Origin of the sequence: Mycobacterium asiaticum DSM 44297, assembly GCF_000613245.1 — a bacterium.
GTDB classification, from domain to species: domain Bacteria; phylum Actinomycetota; class Actinomycetes; order Mycobacteriales; family Mycobacteriaceae; genus Mycobacterium; species Mycobacterium asiaticum.
On sequence record NZ_HG964939.1, the window covers coordinates 107,724 to 126,959 of the forward strand.

The 19,236-nt window shown below is 60.9% G+C and carries 15 protein-coding genes and 2 riboswitches; of the genes, 11 read left to right on the plus strand and 4 right to left on the minus strand.

What is annotated here, in order from left to right:
* The first annotated feature begins 294 nt into the window (after positions 1–294).
* From BN972_RS24530 to BN972_RS24540, 3 genes are all read left to right on the plus strand, one after another.
* Positions 295–3,051 carry an NB-ARC domain-containing protein gene (locus tag BN972_RS24530; protein WP_036364188.1) on the plus strand — a complete coding sequence of 919 codons (2,757 nt, stop codon included), beginning with the start codon at positions 295–297 and terminating at the stop codon, positions 3,049–3,051.
* A 115-nt stretch (positions 3,052–3,166) separates the two neighbouring features.
* Entirely contained in the window at positions 3,167–3,436 is a 270-nt protein-coding gene (locus BN972_RS29970) for a hypothetical protein (protein ID WP_200869764.1), read from the plus strand.
* Between the two features lie 766 nt (positions 3,437–4,202).
* Positions 4,203–4,313, plus strand: a riboswitch (SAM riboswitch).
* Positions 4,314–4,346: 33 nt separating this feature from the next.
* Positions 4,347–4,961, plus strand: coding sequence for a hypothetical protein (locus BN972_RS24540; RefSeq protein ID WP_036364193.1), 615 nt, complete (start codon positions 4,347–4,349; stop codon positions 4,959–4,961).
* A 649-nt stretch (positions 4,962–5,610) separates the two neighbouring features.
* On the opposite strand, the gene BN972_RS24545 is transcribed toward BN972_RS24540, so the two are convergent.
* Positions 5,611–6,504: a hypothetical protein gene (locus BN972_RS24545; protein WP_142277081.1), complete on the minus strand. Its 894-nt coding sequence runs from the start codon at positions 6,502–6,504 to the stop codon at positions 5,611–5,613.
* Between the two features lie 561 nt (positions 6,505–7,065).
* Here BN972_RS24545 and BN972_RS24550 point away from each other — a divergent pair.
* Complete coding sequence (locus tag BN972_RS24550; protein ID WP_036364197.1) at positions 7,066–8,190, plus strand: hypothetical protein; 1,125 nt, start codon at positions 7,066–7,068, stop codon at positions 8,188–8,190.
* 97 nt (positions 8,191–8,287) lie between these two features.
* On the opposite strand, the gene BN972_RS24555 is transcribed toward BN972_RS24550, so the two are convergent.
* From BN972_RS24555 to BN972_RS24565, 3 genes are read right to left on the minus strand one after another with little or no spacing between them, the layout of a single operon-like run.
* Positions 8,288–8,887: a protein-tyrosine phosphatase family protein gene (locus tag BN972_RS24555; protein WP_051545791.1), complete on the minus strand. Its 600-nt coding sequence runs from the start codon at positions 8,885–8,887 to the stop codon at positions 8,288–8,290.
* Positions 8,878–9,888, minus strand: a complete 1,011-nt coding sequence (locus BN972_RS24560) for a hypothetical protein (RefSeq protein ID WP_036364199.1) — start codon at positions 9,886–9,888, stop codon at positions 8,878–8,880. The genes BN972_RS24555 and BN972_RS24560 overlap by 10 nt, the downstream gene beginning before the upstream one ends.
* Complete coding sequence (locus BN972_RS24565) at positions 9,885–10,574, minus strand: ankyrin repeat domain-containing protein (protein ID WP_051545792.1); 690 nt, start codon at positions 10,572–10,574, stop codon at positions 9,885–9,887. Before BN972_RS24565 ends, BN972_RS24560 begins: the two co-directional genes overlap by 4 nt.
* A 229-nt stretch (positions 10,575–10,803) precedes the next feature.
* Here BN972_RS24565 and BN972_RS24570 point away from each other — a divergent pair, with 229 nt between their 5' ends.
* The 7 genes from BN972_RS24570 (at position 10,804) to BN972_RS29980 (ending at position 18,813) form a co-directional block, all read left to right on the plus strand.
* The gene (locus tag BN972_RS24570) at positions 10,804–11,478 is read left to right on the plus strand and encodes an NUDIX hydrolase (RefSeq protein WP_036364202.1); all 675 of its coding nucleotides are present in this window, start codon (positions 10,804–10,806) and stop codon (positions 11,476–11,478) included.
* A 113-nt stretch (positions 11,479–11,591) separates the two neighbouring features.
* A riboswitch (SAM riboswitch) is annotated at positions 11,592–11,705 on the plus strand.
* A 925-nt stretch (positions 11,706–12,630) separates the two neighbouring features.
* Positions 12,631–12,843, plus strand: coding sequence for a hypothetical protein (locus BN972_RS29360; protein ID WP_148305414.1), 213 nt, complete (start codon positions 12,631–12,633; stop codon positions 12,841–12,843).
* 81 nt (positions 12,844–12,924) lie between these two features.
* Positions 12,925–14,658 (plus strand): ribonuclease H-like domain-containing protein, encoded by a 1,734-nt coding sequence (locus BN972_RS24575; protein WP_036364204.1) that lies wholly within the window; start codon positions 12,925–12,927, stop codon positions 14,656–14,658.
* A gap of 567 nt (positions 14,659–15,225) precedes the next feature.
* On the plus strand, positions 15,226–15,579 hold the full coding sequence (locus BN972_RS31300) for an HNH endonuclease (RefSeq protein WP_080697231.1): 354 nt from the start codon (positions 15,226–15,228) through the stop codon (positions 15,577–15,579).
* Positions 15,572–16,750 (plus strand): ParB N-terminal domain-containing protein, encoded by a 1,179-nt coding sequence (locus BN972_RS29365; protein ID WP_148305415.1) that lies wholly within the window; start codon positions 15,572–15,574, stop codon positions 16,748–16,750. Before BN972_RS31300 ends, BN972_RS29365 begins: the two co-directional genes overlap by 8 nt.
* A 975-nt stretch (positions 16,751–17,725) precedes the next feature.
* Complete coding sequence (locus tag BN972_RS29665) at positions 17,726–18,007, plus strand: hypothetical protein (protein ID WP_390176239.1); 282 nt, start codon at positions 17,726–17,728, stop codon at positions 18,005–18,007.
* Between the two features lie 455 nt (positions 18,008–18,462).
* On the plus strand, positions 18,463–18,813 hold the full coding sequence (locus BN972_RS29980) for a hypothetical protein (RefSeq protein ID WP_051545793.1): 351 nt from the start codon (positions 18,463–18,465) through the stop codon (positions 18,811–18,813).
* The last annotated feature ends 423 nt before the right edge of the window (positions 18,814–19,236 follow it).

The window sequence follows — 19,236 nt, forward strand, 5'->3', positions numbered from 1 at the left end:
GCGCGCGGCCGATGCTGGGCGCCTCGTTATGGTTGACTGCCGAGTGCCTGATGCACGAGATTGCCCCTGACATTCGCGGAAGGGGTAGTGGGAACTGCGAACCTGGGTGTTGATCGTGCGTTTGTTCGCGGGGGTCGTCGGGATGCCCACCGCGGCCGCGACGCCGGGCTACCGAGGACAAGGACGACTGACCAATGCTGGGCCGGTTGTGGCTATTTTGCGGTGCTTTCCGTCGTGGCAATGTTGACGGGTCGTGGGGGCAACAATGACGGCTTCTAGCCGCGAGGGTCGACGGTGACTGCTGATGGCGGCACGATTGCCGCCTACGGCTTCCGACGACAGTACCTTGCAGCAGCGGAAGAAATTCTCCGCATCATCGCGGAACGTGTCGACGATCTCAGTGGGCTCACTCTGGTAATCGAACCGACACGCGCAGACCTCGGAACCGCCAGCGATGCTGACGATGACATCGTCGACTTCGCAATAGAAGTCGACGGCACCGTTGTCCGCCGCGTGCAGGTCAAATCCTCAAAGACTCCATCGAGTATGAATCCGCTGAGGCACTCCGACGCGTCTTCGATTTTCAAGCGAATGGGAACCAACGCCGGTGAGGCTGTGATCCTCACCAACAAGCCCCTCGCAAAAAAGCTTCTGAACGCATGCGGGCCGCCGACTAGGTCGCCAGACGACCAAGAGATATATCCCGTAGTCGCGAAAGCGATAACGGGCGGAACGTCAGACCCAAGCAGGATGGTACTGCGCGATGAACGAAGTGCCCCGGCCATCAAGCAGTCAATCCTGGCACTCATCCGCGAACTACGCCAAGACCACGCGTTGGGGCGCGGCGAACGCTCGGTTGAGCTCCTTGCCGCGCTTCTGATGGATTCGATCTTCGAATCTGCAGCTGATTTATCACCACGTCGGTTAAGCGGAGAAGACATCAGGGCCTTGCTATGTCTGCCGGATGCTCAAATAGCGCATGCTCTAAGGGGATTCGACTGGGGTATGCCACTCAGCGAGGTCCCTAGACTGATCTCGGCCGTCCCGCGAACGGAAGAACTGGCCACGATCACCAAGCTCTTCACCGAGTCAGTTACGACGCGCAACCCCAAGGTTGTGATACTCACCGGTGTCACCGGCTTCGGCAAGAGCACCATTGCAGCCGACTTCTGCCACCTCAACAGGCACTTCTTTGAAGAAGTGTGCTGGGTCGATTCCCGTTCGGTCGATCTGGTGCAAGCCAGGATCAAAGACGTCTTGGCCGCGGCAGGAGTCGATGTCCCTTCGGTGAGCGACCTCGGCGCCGCTTTCCAGACTGAAATGTCTTGCCGGAGAAGGCCTTTCATACTTGTCTTCGATGGGGCCCAATCGGGACAGGATATAGCACCATTCATTCCGACAAGCGGGTGCGGGTTGGTCGTGGTGACCACAAACGACAGTACAGGCTGGGCGCCTACGGCAATCCGACTACATGTCGGATCCTTCACGGAGGATGAGGCAACGGCATGCTTCGAGGCCTACGCCGGCCTAAAACCCGGGGTTCATTCTGACGTGGTCCGGGAGGTCGTCAAGCGCCTTGAACGGCTTCCCCTCGCAATTGCGATGGCAGCATTGTACTTTCGAAATGCCGACGAGGACATTAGCCAACTTTCAGAGAAGTACTTCGCAAGCCTTGAGGATGCCCTCGACGACGACTCAGCCAAGCCCGACGACTTCGACAAGACGGCCTTCGCCGCAATTCGGTTCGCGGTCAGCCAGCTCGGAGAGACCGCGGGCGCCGGCAACGCCTACAAGCGCGAGACCCAGCTCCTTGTCTATCATTCAGCATTCTTCGCGCCGGAACTCATCCCGCTAAACCTAGTTCTACAGACCGTCGAAAATGATTTTGTGACACTCGATTTGACTAACCCACCATCGCCTGTGGAAGCTAGTCAGCAGCGCCGAAACGCGATTCTCACAAATCTGAGGTCACAGACCATCGCACAAAGGCGCCGCTATGTTGATGCCTCTGGCGCATCCAACCCGGCGAGTGACACCATCAACATTCACCCTCTCGTTCACGAGATCCTGCGGACCATCCATCAGCAAGCCGCGCCCCATGAGGCCGACCTCATCGCCTTGCTTGCTGTGTTCATGGGTTGCCTATACGGGTGGATTATCGAACTTCGCCGAACAGGCGCCTTCTTCCCCGTCGAACAGCTACTCACACACGGCGATTGGATACTCAAACTTGCCGATGACATCACCGTCACCGACAACGCTGATTCTCAAGCTGTCTACGTATTCCGTTGCGCCAAGCTCTTTCTGAGGGCCGAGATCGCGAACTGCTATGCTGCGCGCGGAGAATACCAGCGAGGCGTCGATCTACTCGAGCAGGTCCTCGAAGAGTCCGCAACCGTTACGCTGACCGTGGCTCCACAAAGTATGGTCACGAAGGTCGCCTGTGACGCGATATCCGACGCCGTGGCAGGAAATCTAGGTTTTGACGTGGCTGCCCGCATTGCGCAACGCGCCATCGCGGAACTAACGACACTTGAGCAGTTCGCTGACCAGCCAAAACGCGGCGACGTAATCTATGCCTTCGCAATCCAAGCAGCACAGTCAATCAACAGCTTTGGCACCTCCGACGCTCGCGAGCTCGCCGAACAACTAGCCGCGATCGCTGATCGACAACTACTGTCGAAGATCCCAGACTCAGCGGTAATCAATACGATCGACAAGTCACTGAAGAACGGCCAATTCACTCAGGCGCTGACCCTGACCAAGTCGGCACGAAGCGGCGTTTCCGCTTTGCATCAGAACATCATGTTCGACAATTTCGAGGTCATCGCGAATCTACACCTCGGCCGATTCGCGGCCGCCGCCGAAGGTATCGACCGCATCGTCGCTGTCGCCGGAGGCGGGACTTACCTGCAACAATTTTTGCACGCCGCCTATAACGAGGTTGGGGATGCGTTAACGGCAACACGGCCGTCGTGGATCGGCAAGTCACCGCGTCTAGTAGCTCATCACGCGAAGCTCATAGAGCTACGTGCGCAACTGGATACATAGCCAAGCATGCAACTTAGCGCCAGCGGCGCGTGCGATCGGCAGACCGCCTCGGACCCGACTTAGGACAAGTTGTGGGGCCATGTGGCGAAAAGGCGATTTCTGGCAAACTCACAACATGCCAGGCATCAACGGCCGCAACGCCGATCCTGCATTCCTGCGTGCGAAGTTGGCCCGCATTCGTGAGCCCCACGTTGCACCGCTCAGTCAGCTCGCCGACGACATCGCTTATGCGCGGGGCCGGCCCCGCGGCCTCACTGGTCGAGCGGCTCTACTACCACGGCGGCAACACAACCGGCGGCAGATCACCTTCGACGGTGAAATGTTCTTTCTCCACGCCACCCAAACGCTCTGTAAGCGGCACGAGAACCTCTTCGGGAACTACTGACCCGCCTTATCAAGCAAACTCCGCGCGAATCCCGCTAGTCGGTTGCCTGTGGTTTTCGGGCCTCATGTGCAACGCTGCAATGCGAGGGATGCCGCGGCTGGGCCACGACGACGTGCCCGAACCTCCATGTGGCCCTTAGCCTTACACCGTCGCTACCGAAAAGGCAATAGCTGGACGAGGCACCGTCATCGGTGCGACTACGCCGCCGACCACTGCGCGTCAGGCACCGCCGGCTGCGGTTTGGTTGGTGCTAGGGCGTTAGTCAGTCAGTTCCGGTACCGGTGCCTCGTCTCGCTGGTCCGGTCAGGGTCGTCCAGCCACCACCGAACTACATTCCGTACGCACCGACACCGCCGTCGTGGCTGTCGCGTGACGCGAAAGCGGAGCTTCACGGCCTGGAACGCCTGGAAATCGTCAAGCCGCAGGACCCGGCCGCCTTGGCCGTGTAGTGCGAGACGTGGCCCTCGGTTCGTGCTCGGAAGTCGACCAACGGGCCGACCTTTCAGCGGTGCTGTAAGTGGCGACCGTGCACTCGATGGTCACCGCAGTCGACGGCGTTGCGCCCTCGTACCGCGCTGCCTTGAAGCTCACGGAGGACGACTGGGCCGCGGCTCACTTGGGTGAATCGGGCGTTTCAGCGATGGCTGAGGTACCCCGGTGCCGACGGGGCGATGGCGGGCAACCGACGCCGTCGTCGTCCTGGCGCGACTGACGACCGAATCGATGGTCGCCCCGTTCTGTCGGGGTCCTCCCTTACCCTGGAATCGCTCACGAGCGGACGGCCGTTTGGGTACCTGGCCCGCCGTCCCGGCAACCGCGCCCCACCGCACGGTGCCCCAGGGGAAGAGCCGGCACGTGACACGTGCAAGTGGTGGACGCCCGAGGGTGGCGTCGCCGGGAATGGCGGAAAATGACCGAACTGAACCAGATTGAAAATGGGCACAACTCGGAGCGTCAGATCAATTGGGATAACTACGCCTACACCCGGCCCATCGCTGCCGCGTTAACGGCCACGTTCGCAGTGCCGTTCGGCAACCAAGACACGGGTGGGGGCCGCGTCTTCATCTCCCACGACAGCATCTTGGAGGGTGGCGTCTACCTGATGGTCGGGTCCGGTTTTGACGGCCCGTCGATGACCGTCTGCGAGGCTGTCGAGCCAGACGATGGCTACGGCGTCGGCCTCTACAACCGCGAGGGCTACACCCGAGCGTTCGCCGAGGATCAAACCGTGACCACACCGGAAGCCGTTGTGGCGCTTGCCAAGAAGGCGCTTGCGCTAGTGTCCGAATACGACGCCAGTGACGGCACCTACACCGTGTGGACCCGCCACCTGGACGGCAACGCAAGGACACACGCTCACGCTGCGCCTTTCGGTCGCCGAGTTGGCGAACGCTCTCGACCCAATTGCCGACGTTGTCGACGCCGCTGTTGGCGGAGTGACATGGACACGCGACACGCAGAGCCTATCTGTGACTATCCCGAATACTCCGACTGCGCCGGATGCCCTGTCGCGCGCTGGCTTTGATGCTGTCGAGCATGCGAGGAAGGAACCCTTGGCTAAACGACCTACAGCATGAACTGCGCGAATTCCTGGCACTCGCCGAACGAGCTTTGGACGACACCCCCGGCCCTACGCCCGTACAACTGGACGACGTACTCGCTCAAGAGCGTGCACTCGTCACACAACTACGGACAGGCGGATGAGCTGGTCACCCCCAACCGCGCCACCGTTCGTTGGCGCCGACGGCGTGCGAATCAGCCGCAGAGCGCCAGACCGCACGAAGCCATTGCACAGTCAGCTGCGTTGGCGCTCAAGCGCGCAGGAGCAGCCACGGTATCGATCCTGACGATAGGCCGGTGGCTCGATATGAACAACCGGCGCACGGGTGGGGTCTACAACAGACATATTCGTAACCGGCCCTACGACCCGGACATCTCGATAACCCAAAGCCTCGAGCAGATCCGAAAGGTGTGTCGCGGACCCGTGGACGTCACCGATGATGTCGTAGCCAGTCATCAGGAGATGTTGACAGTCTGCAGGATGCGGCGAAAGCCACCGACATGAGGGCCACGCCTCGCGGTATGCCTGAATGGGGTGCGTGCCCCGATTGGGGCATTGGCCCTGCGAAGTATCGGCCACGATGTCCGCCATAGCCATCGAGTCGACCTCTACCTCACAGGCATTCGCCTGCGTGGACCATGTGGCACGTCGGACATGCGGTCTTCTGGGTTGCTGCGGCCTCCGATGACGGAGTCCCGGAATTTCGCTGCGTCCCACGGCGGAATCGCTCCTTGATGTGGGTATCCGTCCGAATGAGATTGAGCTTTGGCTCATCGAGAGCGGACAACACCCGATCAATCGCCTCGCGAACTTCGGCAACGAACTCACGCTGACGGTTCTGTGCGAATGCTTCTGCGTATGGCCAGGTTCTACGGACCTCAATGCCCGGACGTATGTGCAACTGCTGCCGAGGTGGCCGCTTGTTCGCCCAATCCTCGAGGCTTCGCCTTTCACTGTCACATGCGTAGCCACGCTTTAGGAGCCAGTCGAAGAACCTTGGATCAGCCACCTGGTCGCGGGTTCGCGCTCCGGCGCACCCCTCACGGAAATCGTCGATCCACTGATTTACGTATTGCCGCCCGGACAGTTGCCTGTCTGGGAACCACCGCTGGATTGGTTGCGCGAATCGGTAGGCCAACTGGAAGTTGGACTGAAGTGTCCAATCGGGATGGTTTCCCAGGTCGATGAGCGCCTTGACTTTCGTCGGATCGGAGTAGACACGCGTGTATTGAGCCTTGAGTTCGGCGGGCCACACATGCAGGCGAACGTGGTCGCCGTCGACCCTCAGGCCGACCCGGTCAAAGGCGACCAGTTGATCGCCGGGGAACTTGACAGTGAATCCGGGCAGGCAACAGTCTCCCCTTGGGCTAAGCACTTCTCCGCCGTTGTCGAACGTTGCGGTGATTCCAGTGGCTTGCTCCAGAATCGCTCCAAGGCTATGCAAGAGACTCGCCATTTTGTCGCGGCGGTGTTGCGGAACATCGGCTATACAAGTTGTCTCCCCCAATTATGCCTTGATCTGTCACGACCCAACGTTGTCCATGAGCCTAAGCGCCACTCGGCGGTTCAGGCGAAGAACTGCGGAACGACCCGTAGGCTCCCCGCAGACAGCCGCGGAGCCACGCAGGCTGACCGGCTTGCACGACCTCGAATTCATCGATTCCGAGCTGCAATTGGTCGCGGCGCTTCGCCGTGCGGGTCGGGAGGGTGGTGGGCCGCTGCCGTCGACAGAAGTGGCGGATGCGCTGCTGGATGAACGCCACGCATTTGGCGCGTCGCAAGTCTTAGCTCCCGGTCATCAGCCACGACCGCCAGTTTCGGCTTGGTTCCCAGCGCGACCGCGCCGAGGAGGATTCGGCCGGGGCTTCTGGCTGGTATTTCTAGCCAACTAGTGGGCCATCCGTGGTGCACAGAGGGCGAGCCAGACCGGTGTCGACGGTCAAGCATCATCATTCTATTGTGCGGCAGGTGCTTTCGCAGTGCGCGGCAGAGCCGGCCGATAGTTGGCGCCGGGACGGCGGCCAAGAAGCGTTCGATTTGGCGCAAACCTGCTGCCTATTATTGACAGATGCTGAGGGACAAGGACATCTCGCCCGAAGAGGCCCTGGGCGCAGGCCGCGCGGAGAAGTTGAGAAACCTTGATGCCCTCATCGAGCCCTTACGTCGGCTCACTGACGATGCGGTGCATGTTGAGATTAATACCCAGCCGATAACCAAAATTCAGGTTTCAGCTTTGATGGAATCGATTCAGGGTGATCCGCAGCAGCATTGGCGCTGCTCTGATATGGCGAGCGGAAAACTGTCCTGCGTAGGCAATGTGTCGAAGAATGTCAGTTACAGCGATAGCGATACGGTCGCGGCGGTGGTGCTGCCGTCTCTCCATACGCAGCTCATCTCCTGGTGGCTCAACCACGCGTGGCGCTTTGTCGAAGTGGCAACAGCGTGCTCTCGCAGTTTGATTGAGTGGGATCTTCATGTTGCGGCCATCCTTGCTAGGGCGATTATCGAAGAGGTCGCCTGTTTGCTGTATGAGGCAAAAGCCATCTCCGAGATTTGGTCGAACTTCAAGCAACGCCCTGCCCGTGATCCGGCAGGGATTCGCAACGCTTTAAACCCACTCCTGATTGACTTTCTGACGGGACACCGGGGAATGAAGGAACTTGGGACGGCTGACGCGATCAATGTGATGACTTACGTAGATAAGTTGGAGAAGGAGTCAGGTCTAGAGGGCCTTCGCGATCATTACTACGCGTGGCTTTCGAATATTGCTCACCCAGCTGTCGGCTCGCGGATCGCATATATAGGTCCCATCCGGTCTTATCCCTTCAACGCCATGAGTCTGCGGCGGATAACGAAAAAGCCCAAGGCCGTCGACAAGAGCGATGGTGAGACTGAAGGACGCGGTTACCCGCTGGCCAGCATGGCGGCTGACACGTTGGTGACTGTTGGGGAGATGGGCTGTTTGCTCCTGACGCAGTCGCTTCGACTCGTTGATGACTTTGGCTTAACAACCAAGGCCTATCGATTCACTGACCAGCCATACTGGCGCAAGTTACGACATCTCAGCTCTCAACGTGAATGCCCATGTGGGTGCGGGAAATGGAAGGGGAACCAGCACCAGTGGGGCAAGCCAACTCCCCCTATCAGCGCGGTCGCTGGAACTGGGCCAGTACCGAACACTAGCTATAGCTAGGCCGTGACGGCGCCGCTATTTCCCTGGGGCGCAGTCAGGCCGCAATCGTGGGCCCGACACGGAACGAGGATTTGCCCCGGGTCGCCGCCGACCCCCCTCACGGGGTGTCGTCACGGTTGCGGCAGGCGGCTCGATCGCGTAGCACCTGGTGTTGAGCCCGGGTATCCGGGACGTGGTGGTGACCCTTCTTGGTTCCCGCCCGCAGGCGGCTAAGTTCGGCGATCGCGCCATGGTAGTCCAGCCCGCCGTCGATGAGGCGGCAGCCGATGACGGTGCAGGTGCGTCCCTTACCGCCCCAGCAGTGCACGTACACGATTTTGCCGGCGTCCAGCTCGCTTTGGATGTAGTCGAGGATCTTGTCGTAGCCCTTGTCGTCAGCCAAGATGTCGTTGTCACGGATTCCGAACCGGTGATGACGCGGTACCGGCCGCCCGGCTTTCTCGGCCTCCTCGTGTAGCAGCTTTGTTTCGTACGGCTGGGACATTTCGCCGGCTTCGGTCAAATCCACGATGGAGTCGATACCAGCCTCGACGAGCAGGCGAACCTTCTGCCTCGCCTTCCGGTCCGAAAGCGAGCCTGGGTATTCGCCGGCGAGTAACCGACCGGGTTCCACCCACCACCCATGGATGGCCTCGTCGTGTGGCCATGATGGAGCAGAAGCCTGAATGTTGTTATCTACCAAAATAGTTATCTCCATTCTTCGACCATTGCGCGGACCGAGGGGTGGACGCTGCCGTAGCCGACCACTCGGATATCCAAGCCGGCATGTTCCACGACAGCCAGGGCGCGTCGCATCGCGTCATCGATCCACGCGTCGGAATTGCCGAAGGCCCCACCGCCCAACCGCGTCAGCAGCACTGTATTCGAGCCGCCGCAGACCGCCCGCTCCGCCGCCGCCAGCAGGCTGGCTTCGTAGGCGGCCTCGAGAACCAGGCGTGCGAACGATTCCCATGCAGGACGCGGGATCGGTGAATAGGCGACGGGCAGCGCTGAGCAGAACGCTTGCGACACAATGCGCCGTGGGCGCTCCATCAAGTCGGTGACCTCGACATTGCTGTGCAAGCCGATGGCGAGTTGCCCTCGCAGATTGTCGCGAAGATCCTCGGTAGCGTCGGTAAGCAGATCGGTAATCGCATTGAGTCCTTGTAAGGTGCACAACGCGTAGCCGTTTCGCATCGTCCACAGAGCATCGACCGGCCGTCCGAGTTCCGAGGAGAGCGCGTGGCCTAAGGGGGCCAGTGCGTCGATTTGGCGATCGCTCGTTTGCCCGATCCCGCCACCGACGGGCACGCAGTAGTTGCGGTAGATGGTGGCGGCCCCGGCCGCAATCGCGCACGCTGGGCCCTGGGTAGGGTCGCCGGCGTATCGCGCCACGCCGTCCTCGGGTCGGACGCTGGGCCCGACCATTTCCAGAAGGTTGAACTGTGAGGCGACCTGGAACAGTGCGTCCGCGAATTCGGGATCGGCGTGCAGTGCTTGCGCGTCGCCGACGACGGCGGCTACGGTGCTGCGTTGCGCTACAGCCACATTCACCCGCGAGCGCAGTTCGGCCAGGGTTGGAATCGACAAGTCTCCGCACACGTACCGTTTGCCGTTGGCCGTCGACACCAATTCGTCGCCCTCGACGCGCAAGCGGCGCTGGGTCGATTCGTAGTCGCTTTCGCGAAAACCGGTGAGGTGTTCGAACCAGTCGCTCATGCGGGCTCCTCGTTGACGAGGACCGCGCCTTGGTGGGTGATGACGTGCATCTGCCGTGTACCGCCCGGCTCGAGGTTCCAGCTGATGACCTCGAGGTACTGGTACCGCAACTCGATGTGGAAGCCCCCGTGCATGTTGGGTATCGGGAACCACACGCTCCACTGAGGCAGCTCGTGCAGGATCTCCACTGACGGGTACCGCAGCTTCTGGCGCGGCGTCCTAGTGCCGAACAGTTGGCCGAGGCTTCCGTCGATGACCTTGTTGAGATGGTCGTTGATTTGGTCGACCCGGTGAGGTGCAAGCGGCGAGGGTGGCGGTTTGAGCAGCATCCGCAGATCGTATGGTTGGTCGTGTTCAGCTGCGACGTCGAATGCGTTGCGGCCCTCAGCATCTCGCAGTGTCCTTAGTGCGCCTCGCTTGATCAGTGTGTCGGCGACTTCGGGAGGTAAGCCGTGCCAGGCCGCCTGATGCAGCGGCGTGAACAAGGCCTTGCCGCCGGGACGCCACTGGCGCGCGACGAGGACCTTTTCATCGTCGAGCAACTTCATCACGACGGGCCAGTCGGCCGTTTTTGCTGCGTCGGCGAGGCGGTGCCCGGCGGCGACCGTGGTCTTGGGTAGGAGTGACACGTCGAGTACTCCCGGCCACGGGACGGTGTTTGTGATCAGCCTCTGGTAGAACGTCATCCGACCATCTCGTTTCAAGAGGAGCGATTTTGCGCGTTTTCGCGCTAATTACTGCTCACTGTACACCAGCGATCCGACAAGAGCTAGGTTCCCGACCCTCAGGGCAGATGTCGCACTCATGCTCGGGCGAGCCAAGAGCGCGAAACGCTAAGATTCACAGGGCTTGGCCCGCGGCGCCCATATTGCGTATTATCGCGCTAATTCTTCGAATCTACCCTGGAGCACTGACATGAGTGACCGCCCATGGCGTGACAGCCAGGGGCGCACCCTCGCCGACTTCGTCCGCCCTTCGGTGGCGGTCGACACCGCGGTGCTGTCCCTGGATGCCGACCTCGGGCTGGTGGTGCTCGAGGTGCGAAGACCACACGGTCGGGGCTGGGCGCTTCCGGGCACCTTCCTGCACGAGCGCGAGACACTGGCCGACGCCGTTGACCGGTCACTGCGTAAGAAAGCCAATGTCCGTGGGTTGCAGCCCCGCCAGCTACACGTGTTCGACGACCCAGATCGCGATGAGCGCGGCTGGGTCCTCTCGGTCGCTCATGTCGCAGTCGTGCGGCGGGACCGGCTTGCGTCGCGATTCGCCGAGACCACCAGGCTGATGCCGGCCGCAGCTCCTGGACGCCTGAGCTTCGACCACCGCATCATCATCGAGCGCGCCGTCGAAGATTTGCGCGTTCGCTACCGAAGCGAGCCGGATCCCGACCGACTGCTGGGTGACGAATTCACACTGCGCGAACTCCGACTGGCCCACGAAGCCGTCGCAGGGGAAGAGCTGCAGCGTGACGCATTCCGCCGCACGATGGAGCCCCAGCTCGTCGCGACAGACACCACGCTCACCGCCGGCAGGGGCCGTCCCGCCGAGCTGTTCCAACGACGAGGAACCGCGGAGTCACCACGCCGCTAACCATGGGGACTAGCATGACGGCGATCTAGGCCACCCGCCAGTCAAGCATTGGTCGTGAGGGGTCGCAGTCAGGACTGCTGAAAATGTCGGACGCTCAATGTAACCTGGGAGGGCTTCATGAGATGCCGTCGACAAGCTCCGACTAGATGGCACGCCAACCCCACGCTCGTGGGTGGCTCGGATGACGAAGCGGCCTGGGACCAACCGGTGCCCGGCAAGAGCGCCTCCCATACGGAGGCCCAATCTTTCGGGAGTACTGCATGCCTCGGAATAGTTCCCGGAGTCCGGATGGGTTGGTGCCCTTGACACGCGCACCGTCGTACGCTGCGACCACGTGGGGCCCGTAGTACGACGCCTTGCATCCCCCCCGGCAAGTCCATTGGATTGTCGACTGGAAAGTGGTGCCACGGTGGATCGACCATGCGACGAATCTTTGGCACCGTCGCCAAGAAATGCGCCGCGCGTACCAGGCGGTGCACGGCATCGATCCCGCGAAGTGGCCAACCCGACATCCTGGTGTCGTGGTGTACGGCGCTGCCGCATGCCTCGGCTGCCACTGGATTTATCAGCACGGCTACTACCGTGACGACGGCGTGTTCCAATACCCGGTTGACCTCGCGCGTCTTCATGAGGCCACCAACGGGGCATTCCGTGGTGAGGACGACCGATTGATGCCTACAGCTCAACGCATGCCCAGCCCTCCACCGCTTTCGAGCCCTCCGATTCCGCGACGTATCCCACCTGCGCCGCTATTCATCGCTGACCGGTACGTTGCTGGGCGTCCCCGGCGATGAGTGCTGAGCGCGGCTGGATCGGCCAACCGCAGCCCGTGAAGGAGTGGCATACCCCGGATGGCTGTGCGAGAAGGGCCGCCCCAGCCACTTCCACAGTCACCGCCACCCGGTCCTCCGTGTGGCCGACCAAATCCGAGATCATGAGGAGCAGCGACTACGGGCCGAAGAGTAGTTCAATAGCCAGGCCGCCAGGCCGCTCGAATTGCCGCTCCAGTCGCCGAATCGCGAGCCGAAATGACCGAAGAGCAGCTGGACTATCAACATTCTCCCTCGGATGGCCCGGTGGCCGCGCTGCACATCCTGTGCGAGGCGGCCGGGCTGGTGCCGTGACGCGGAGGGTCCGAGGAGGTAGACGGCGATGGCGAAGAGAGTGGGGCGAGAAGCGATGAAACGTGAGCAGTGGCGCGAGCATTGGGTAGCCGATCACCATCAGCGGGGTCACGAGCCCTACGCCGCCCCCACCAAGGAAAATCCCGAGCAGTGGGAGTGCACGTGCGATCCGGACGCCGTCTGGGTCGCTGTGTGGCGCGTCCTGCGCCCGAGCAGATCACGAAGAAGTTCGTACATCTGAGAAAGCGGTCCTGAAAATGTTTCTTCCTCTGGGCGATGATGTTCGTGGAGGGCTTGAAAGCTCCGGCGGTGGGGAGTTGGAGTGACCGATCCGGTGCTGTTGGACGGGTACGCGGCGAAGCGTTGCCCGGTGCGCGTGCACAACGACGTTTCGCCGGCCGTGCAAACCCTGACGTGGGTCCCGGCACCAGAGGATCAGCTCCGTCTGGATGCAGGCAATGCGTTCGAAAAATTCGTCTTCGAACAGTTGATGGCATTTAACTCCGACTGCGCGCGCGTCGATCATGATCTGCAACGCGATGACGCGATCGAGACGACCGTGGCGGCGATGGATGCCGGCGTCGGATTGATCCTCGGGGGCTGGCTGCCCGATGATCTGGTCGGCGGCCGAACCGGTCGTCCGGACCTCTTGATCCGCGTGCACGGCGGCTATCTACCCGGAGACGTGAAGACCCACAAGACATTCACGGCCGCCAAGAAAACGGCGGCCGTCGCGTCACCGCTCGCCCAACCTTCCTGCCGACAGTCGGTCACAGGGTGGACGACGACGCCGCATCGGTTCGAGGACGGCATGCAGTTGGCTCACTACACGCGGATGCTGCAAGCATGCGGCCGGCATCCCGGTGAAGAGTTGCTGTTGGGGGCAACCATCGGAACCAGTGAGCTTTCCTTTCGGCCTGACGCCGCCGCTGAACGGGTGCTGTTATGGCACAACCTTGCGGAGCCGATTGTGGCTACCTACTCACGCAGTCGCGGGAAAGCGAAGCGGTCACTGCTGGAGCGGTATGACCACGAACACAGCTTCCGTGTGAAAGTCGCTCACCGGGCCCTCCAAATCGTCGGCAATTCCGACGACCCACCGCCACTCGTGACCCCGATCGGGCAGGCCGAGTGTGGCAGCTGTCCGTACGAGGCCCCGTGCGCCGCGGCGATGGGCGAGGATCCATCGGCAGCAATCACTGTGGGCAGGCTGGACATCCGCGAGTGGGGCACGCTCCGGTCGATGGGTATCACCACAACTGTCGATCTCGCCGAGTTGAACTTCGATGACGGGGACTTCTTCGCCGCATACGCCGCGGAAGCCGCCCACCACAGCCCCAAACAGGCCCGTCAACGCCTCGCCGCCGCAGTTGAACGTGCCGCGATGATCCGTCACGGCGTCGAGTTCTGGCCGAACAGCGACGGCCCGGTGGACGTGCCGACTGCAACGGTGGAGGTCGACTTGGACATCGAGTCCGACCAGCAGGGCCGGGTGTATATGTGGGGAGCGCGTGTCCGTGACGGCCGCGACGACACTACGGCTGTCTACGTTCCCGACTTCACCGTCTGGGAACCGCTGAATGAGGAGTCCGAATACGCACTCGCCGAGCAGTTCGCTCATTGGCTTCGCGACCAGCGCGTTGCCGCCGAAGCAGACGGAGGGACATTTCGAGTATTCCACTGGTCGCATCCGGAGTGGTCGAATCTGAAGCGCATCCTCGGCGCGGAGGCTGTGCGCGACCTGATTGGCGACCGGGGAGGCAGCGGTACTGACGACCGACACGACGGGGTGTTTGTCGACATGGAGAAGGTCTTCAAACAACACTTCACATCGCTGCGCGGAACCAGCATCAAAAAGGTCGCACCGCTATTCGGTTTCACCTGGCGCGTTGAGAACGCGGGCGGGGCGGCCTCCCAGGCCCACCTATCGACGGTGCAAACGTCGGCCGACCAGTCCGAAGTGGCCGCAGCGAAGGCGTGGCTGCTGTCGTATAACGAGGACGACAACAGAGCCGTGGCGACGATTCGTGACGAGATGCGATCGCCAACGCCCTAATCACCGCCATCCGAATAGTGAATGGTGGCCTGGATTGTTGAGTGCAAGCTTGGGGCCCACACTCAAGGTTCCCGCTCGCAGTTCACAGAACTCCTGTGCACCGGCGAGCGTGCCAAGTTCGGGGATACTTGGCGTCGGTGTGCGGCAGCGACCACTTGGATAGGGGTCGACTGCGCGGGTACCGGTCGAGGCGACACGCGACAGATTGAACCGATTTCCGCTCTTCGCAAGCGGCCACGCCGCTAGAGTGCACCCGTGCCAGTGAAAGCACGCGGATCCGCCGATACGGTCCAGGACGAGGTGCTGAAAAGACTGCGCGAATCCATTGAAGGCGCTCTTCGAGAGCAGACCCTCATCCTGGCGCGTGATTACTGGGTCAAGAACAGGGAAAACAACTCTGGACTACTCAAACCCTTTGATCTTCTAGACGCAGCGACCACGGAACAGGTTGCTGCCCTGGAACTCATTCGTGCGGTCAATAGCGCAACGCACGACGGAAAACGAACGCACGGCGCCGCGAAATTACTTCCGTTGGTCGCGAAGAGTCAAGGGGGTTTCTACTGTCGAATGTGCGGCGAGCAACACCCACTCCACGTTGACCACATTAGGCCCACATCGAAGGCGGGGACCGACCACATCAGCAATCTTCAACTCCTGTGCAGCCCTTGCAATCTCGGCAAAGGTGCCACCGAGTTTGGGAACCTTCCTAGCATCCTTCGCGTCAGGACAGACGAGTCGGTCGACGCGGGACTGCGATTCCTACGACTGAGTCTTCGCGCGATTGAATCAGCGGGTCGCCCACTCGGCCGCTGTGACTGCGGGCAGTTGGCGAGCGAGAAGAGACTCTTCGTCTCCTGTCGACAATCCCTGGCTGCTAATCTGACCAACCTGCGTGTAACTTGTGAGGCCTGCGATGGGTAAAGCGATCACCACTTTGGAGCACGAGTTCTATGGATATGAACTCATTCAGAACCCAAGCAATGTGAAGCTGCATTTATATGTTGCGGGTGTCGACGCCCAGGTGTTAAGGGACATCGTATCGGTAGACAATGCGGTCAAGTGGGATTCCGCTTCCGGACTATGGCGCGCGGGAGGTCGAAATCGCACTATTAGCGACCAGCATTGGGAGTCAATCCGTGATTTTCTCCACTCGTCCAACCAAGAGCGAATCCTTCCATCAGCGATCGTGATCTCGATTGACGAAGATGCTTTCGATTTCGAGCCGCATTCGAAGATGGCGCCAATCTCGAACGTGGTCCCAGGGGTTGTGAAGCTGAAAGGTAGGTACGAGTCAGGGTCCGCACCACTCGTTCCTGTAGAGGAATCGGACCGAACGGCCTGGGTGCTCGACGGCCAACACCGAATCAGGGCATTCCGAGATTGGTCTCCTCCGGACCCTTACCCAGTAAATGTAATCATTATCAAGCGTTGGAAAGGTTCTGACTACGAGGACGTCATGAGGCATCAAACCTATGAGTTGAATATGGGTCGCCCCCTTAGTGACGACTTCAAGGCAGCGGTGCGGGAGCAATATGACCTGCAAGTAGGTCACAAAGAATACAAGCAAGAGATTGCTCTGAGCTGGATCCGTAAGGACCTGGAGAGCCGAGGTGCTGTCTTCTCGCCCAATGGAATTGTGGGGGCGACCAATTTGCGGACGCCATATGTGATCACAATGAGTTTTCTGGAGTCGCTTATACGCCTGGCGTTCGATCATGATCCGTACCTAGCGATGACGTACACGCTCGAAAAGATAAGTCCAGATGAGGTCAAGAAGGTCGGTAAGTACTTATTCGACTTCTATGAAGGCGTCCGATTGTCTCTCGGCTTAATAAATCCGAGCGTAAAAGGGCTAATTGGCTCTGGACCGGACGTAAACGCCGCAGTCGACTACTGGGACATTGCGAAATTACCTACGAAATACAAGCAGCGGATTTTGCACAACGTGGGGTTAAAAGGCGATCACCCGCGGCCTCCTTTCCGAAGTGATGGGTGCAACCGCACCGCAGTCTCCGCAGGACGTGGCGTCGAAACTGGCCCACATGCGGGGGATCCCGTGGTACGACGCGGGCCTTCAGGCACTCAAGGATGATTGGGTCGTGCCGTTGGCGGACGCCCTGAAGGCCATGTACAAGTCAACTGGCACCTCGACTGGAAAGAAGCAGTACCAGCTAATTCTGAGCAAGAAGGATAAGGCGACGGGTAACACGATTGCTACCTTCAACCTGCTAGCCCATGGGTGGTGAGAGTGCCGCGTATCTGACCTCACCTGGGAGTAGCTCAGGGCGGCGGGCTCCCCGCGAGATCGCTTCCTAGTTGTGGCCGCGCGTGCGGCCACCGCTTGCCAGGACCCCCGCGAGCGATAAGCAACGACCAAAGCTTCTTTGCGGAATCGCCGCTGGAAATCCTCGGCCGCGGACAATGCGGGGGCAAAAGCGCAAGAGCGACGACCCAGGTCAGTGTGGGTGTCGTAGCCCACCACACCTCTCGGCTGCGATTACCATCGGGCGACTCAAGAGCCGCGAGTGGCTGACGCTTCGCCGGATGGGTGGGACCACGACCGCGGCCCTGTCGGCCTTGGACGCCGACGACCCGGCGTTCTGCGACGAATACTTCGCAGAGGTAAGCCATCTCACCCGTGATGAAGCCCGCAAGCGTCTGATCGGAGCGGTCAAACGTGCCGAAATGATCTGCGTGGAATCGAAATCGAGCAAACAACTGAGGGCCCGTCAATATTCCGGTCGCCGACGTCGAGATCGACGTGGACATCGAGTACGACCTCGACATCGGTGTGTAGCTGTGGGGTGCCCGCCTGCGTCGGGGCACCGACGACTCGAGCGCACACTAGATCGCCGATTTCGTCGAGTGGGACCCACTGGACTCCCACGGCGAGCGGACACTGGCGGCAAGGTTCGCCGCTTGGCTGCGCGGTCAGCAGAATGAAGCCAAGGCCGGCGGGCTCACACTCAAGGTCTTCCACTGGTCACACCCAGAGCGGTCCGAGCTCAAAAGCATCCTTGGACTAGGCGAAGTCGGGGACCTGATCGACCCTGACAGCGGCGTATTCATCGACCTCGAGCAGGTGTTCAAGGCGAACTTCGTCTCGCTACACCGCTCCAGCATCAAGAAGGTGGCCCCGCTGTTCGGGTTCACCTGGCGGGTCGACGACCCCGGCGGTGCAATCTCCAAGACTTATCTATCAAAGGTGCGCACCAGCACCGATCCAGACGAGGTCGTCAAGGCCAAGGAGTGGCTGCCGACCTACAACGAGGACGACAACGCTGCCATGGCCAAGATCCGCGACAGCACGAGGAGCGAAGCGAACGTGTTGCGTGCGTGGATGCGATGACGGTCGTCTGCCGCGAGTCCCTCCGACTACTGAATCAGTTCGCGCACCCTGAGTTGGCGTTTGGCTCAGCTACAGTTTGGTTCTCATCGGTGCCTCGTCGACTCGCATCGGCCGAATCGTGAAGAGTTCGCCGCTCAACTCGGGCCACAGACTGTTGGAGTCATAACGGATGGTCAATTCGCCTATCTTGCAGCGTTCGTCAGCCGGGGCGAGGTGAGCCCCGCAGTCCGGGCGATCGTCGACCGATGGGGTTGACCGTCCCACCGTCCGCCGCTGGGAATAGTTTGCGCCGTTTTCGGTCATTGGGCTTCGGCGACCGCGGTATGGTCCAGATTCTGTGGCGGCGTCCGGGATCAATGAATTGTCGGGGCGCCGAACGACGCGACATCGAAGTGTCAGAAACCTACAAGGCCACTTGAGACCGCCTATCCGACAATGTGACTGGGGGGAACCCGATGAGCCCTGATCGACGACGTTTCGGTCGTACCGAAGAGGACTGGGAGGAGCTGCTGGCCCAAGCGACCGACTTCCTCAAGGAGCAGGCGAGACTTGGCCGCCTCACCTCCTACAGCGAGGTCAATTGGGCGATCGCCCGGCGTTCGGGGTTACCTGCTTTTGACTTCGCGTTAGAACGCGACCGGGATGCCATGGGCGCCATCCTGGGCGACATCTCTCAGGAGAACCTCACCGAGTGCGGAGCAATGCTGTCCTCGATCGTCGTCTACATTGACCGCAACGACGCGGGCGGTGGCTTCTACAAACTACGCCCAATTGTTACGACTGCTCCCCGCGGATGCAACAGCTGACCAGAAGTTAGCCTTCTGGACCAACCAAGTCAAAAAAGTCCACGATCGTTACGGGCGGCCTCGACGACGCCGCCGAGATGCTTAGACCGATGCGTCGCGGCAGCCCCGTCCGCGACAGCCGATTAGCCTAGGCTAGCCGCGACCCACCGGCCGCGAAGCGAGGCTTCGACTCGCGGCGCTCGCTGAGTTGGCGGTGGAGTCCCTCTCGCCTTGCTTGCCTATGCGTTTCACCCCGAATAGTTTGAGCACCCGGTTGTTGGCGGAGCACGGTGACGTCAAAGGTTGCCGTTGCTATCCCCCGCCGGACCCCTGGGCTAGGTGTGTCCGGTAGGGCAAGTTAGATCGGGACTAGCTGGGAGTTTTCACAATTCCCGATGTGAGTACGCTTGGAAGCGTTTACGCTCCCCTCGACGACGGGCAGTC

Coding starts and splice junctions, on each gene's coding strand:
- BN972_RS24550 (WP_036364197.1), top strand. CDS start 7,066: ATGCTGAGGGACAAGGACATCTCGCCCGAAGAGGCCCTGGGCGCAGGC.
- BN972_RS29360 (WP_148305414.1), top strand. CDS start 12,631: ATGGCGAAGAGAGTGGGGCGAGAAGCGATGAAACGTGAGCAGTGGCGC.
- BN972_RS24565 (WP_051545792.1), bottom strand. CDS start 10,574: ATGACGTTCTACCAGAGGCTGATCACAAACACCGTCCCGTGGCCGGGA.
- BN972_RS24570 (WP_036364202.1), top strand. CDS start 10,804: ATGAGTGACCGCCCATGGCGTGACAGCCAGGGGCGCACCCTCGCCGAC.
- BN972_RS24555 (WP_051545791.1), bottom strand. CDS start 8,887: ATGGAGATAACTATTTTGGTAGATAACAACATTCAGGCTTCTGCTCCA.
- BN972_RS29980 (WP_051545793.1), top strand. CDS start 18,463: ATGAGCCCTGATCGACGACGTTTCGGTCGTACCGAAGAGGACTGGGAG.
- BN972_RS31300 (WP_080697231.1), top strand. CDS start 15,226: ATGTGCGGCGAGCAACACCCACTCCACGTTGACCACATTAGGCCCACA.
- BN972_RS29970 (WP_200869764.1), top strand. CDS start 3,167: ATGCCAGGCATCAACGGCCGCAACGCCGATCCTGCATTCCTGCGTGCG.
- BN972_RS24540 (WP_036364193.1), top strand. CDS start 4,347: ATGACCGAACTGAACCAGATTGAAAATGGGCACAACTCGGAGCGTCAG.
- BN972_RS29365 (WP_148305415.1), top strand. CDS start 15,572: ATGGGTAAAGCGATCACCACTTTGGAGCACGAGTTCTATGGATATGAA.
- BN972_RS24560 (WP_036364199.1), bottom strand. CDS start 9,888: ATGAGCGACTGGTTCGAACACCTCACCGGTTTTCGCGAAAGCGACTAC.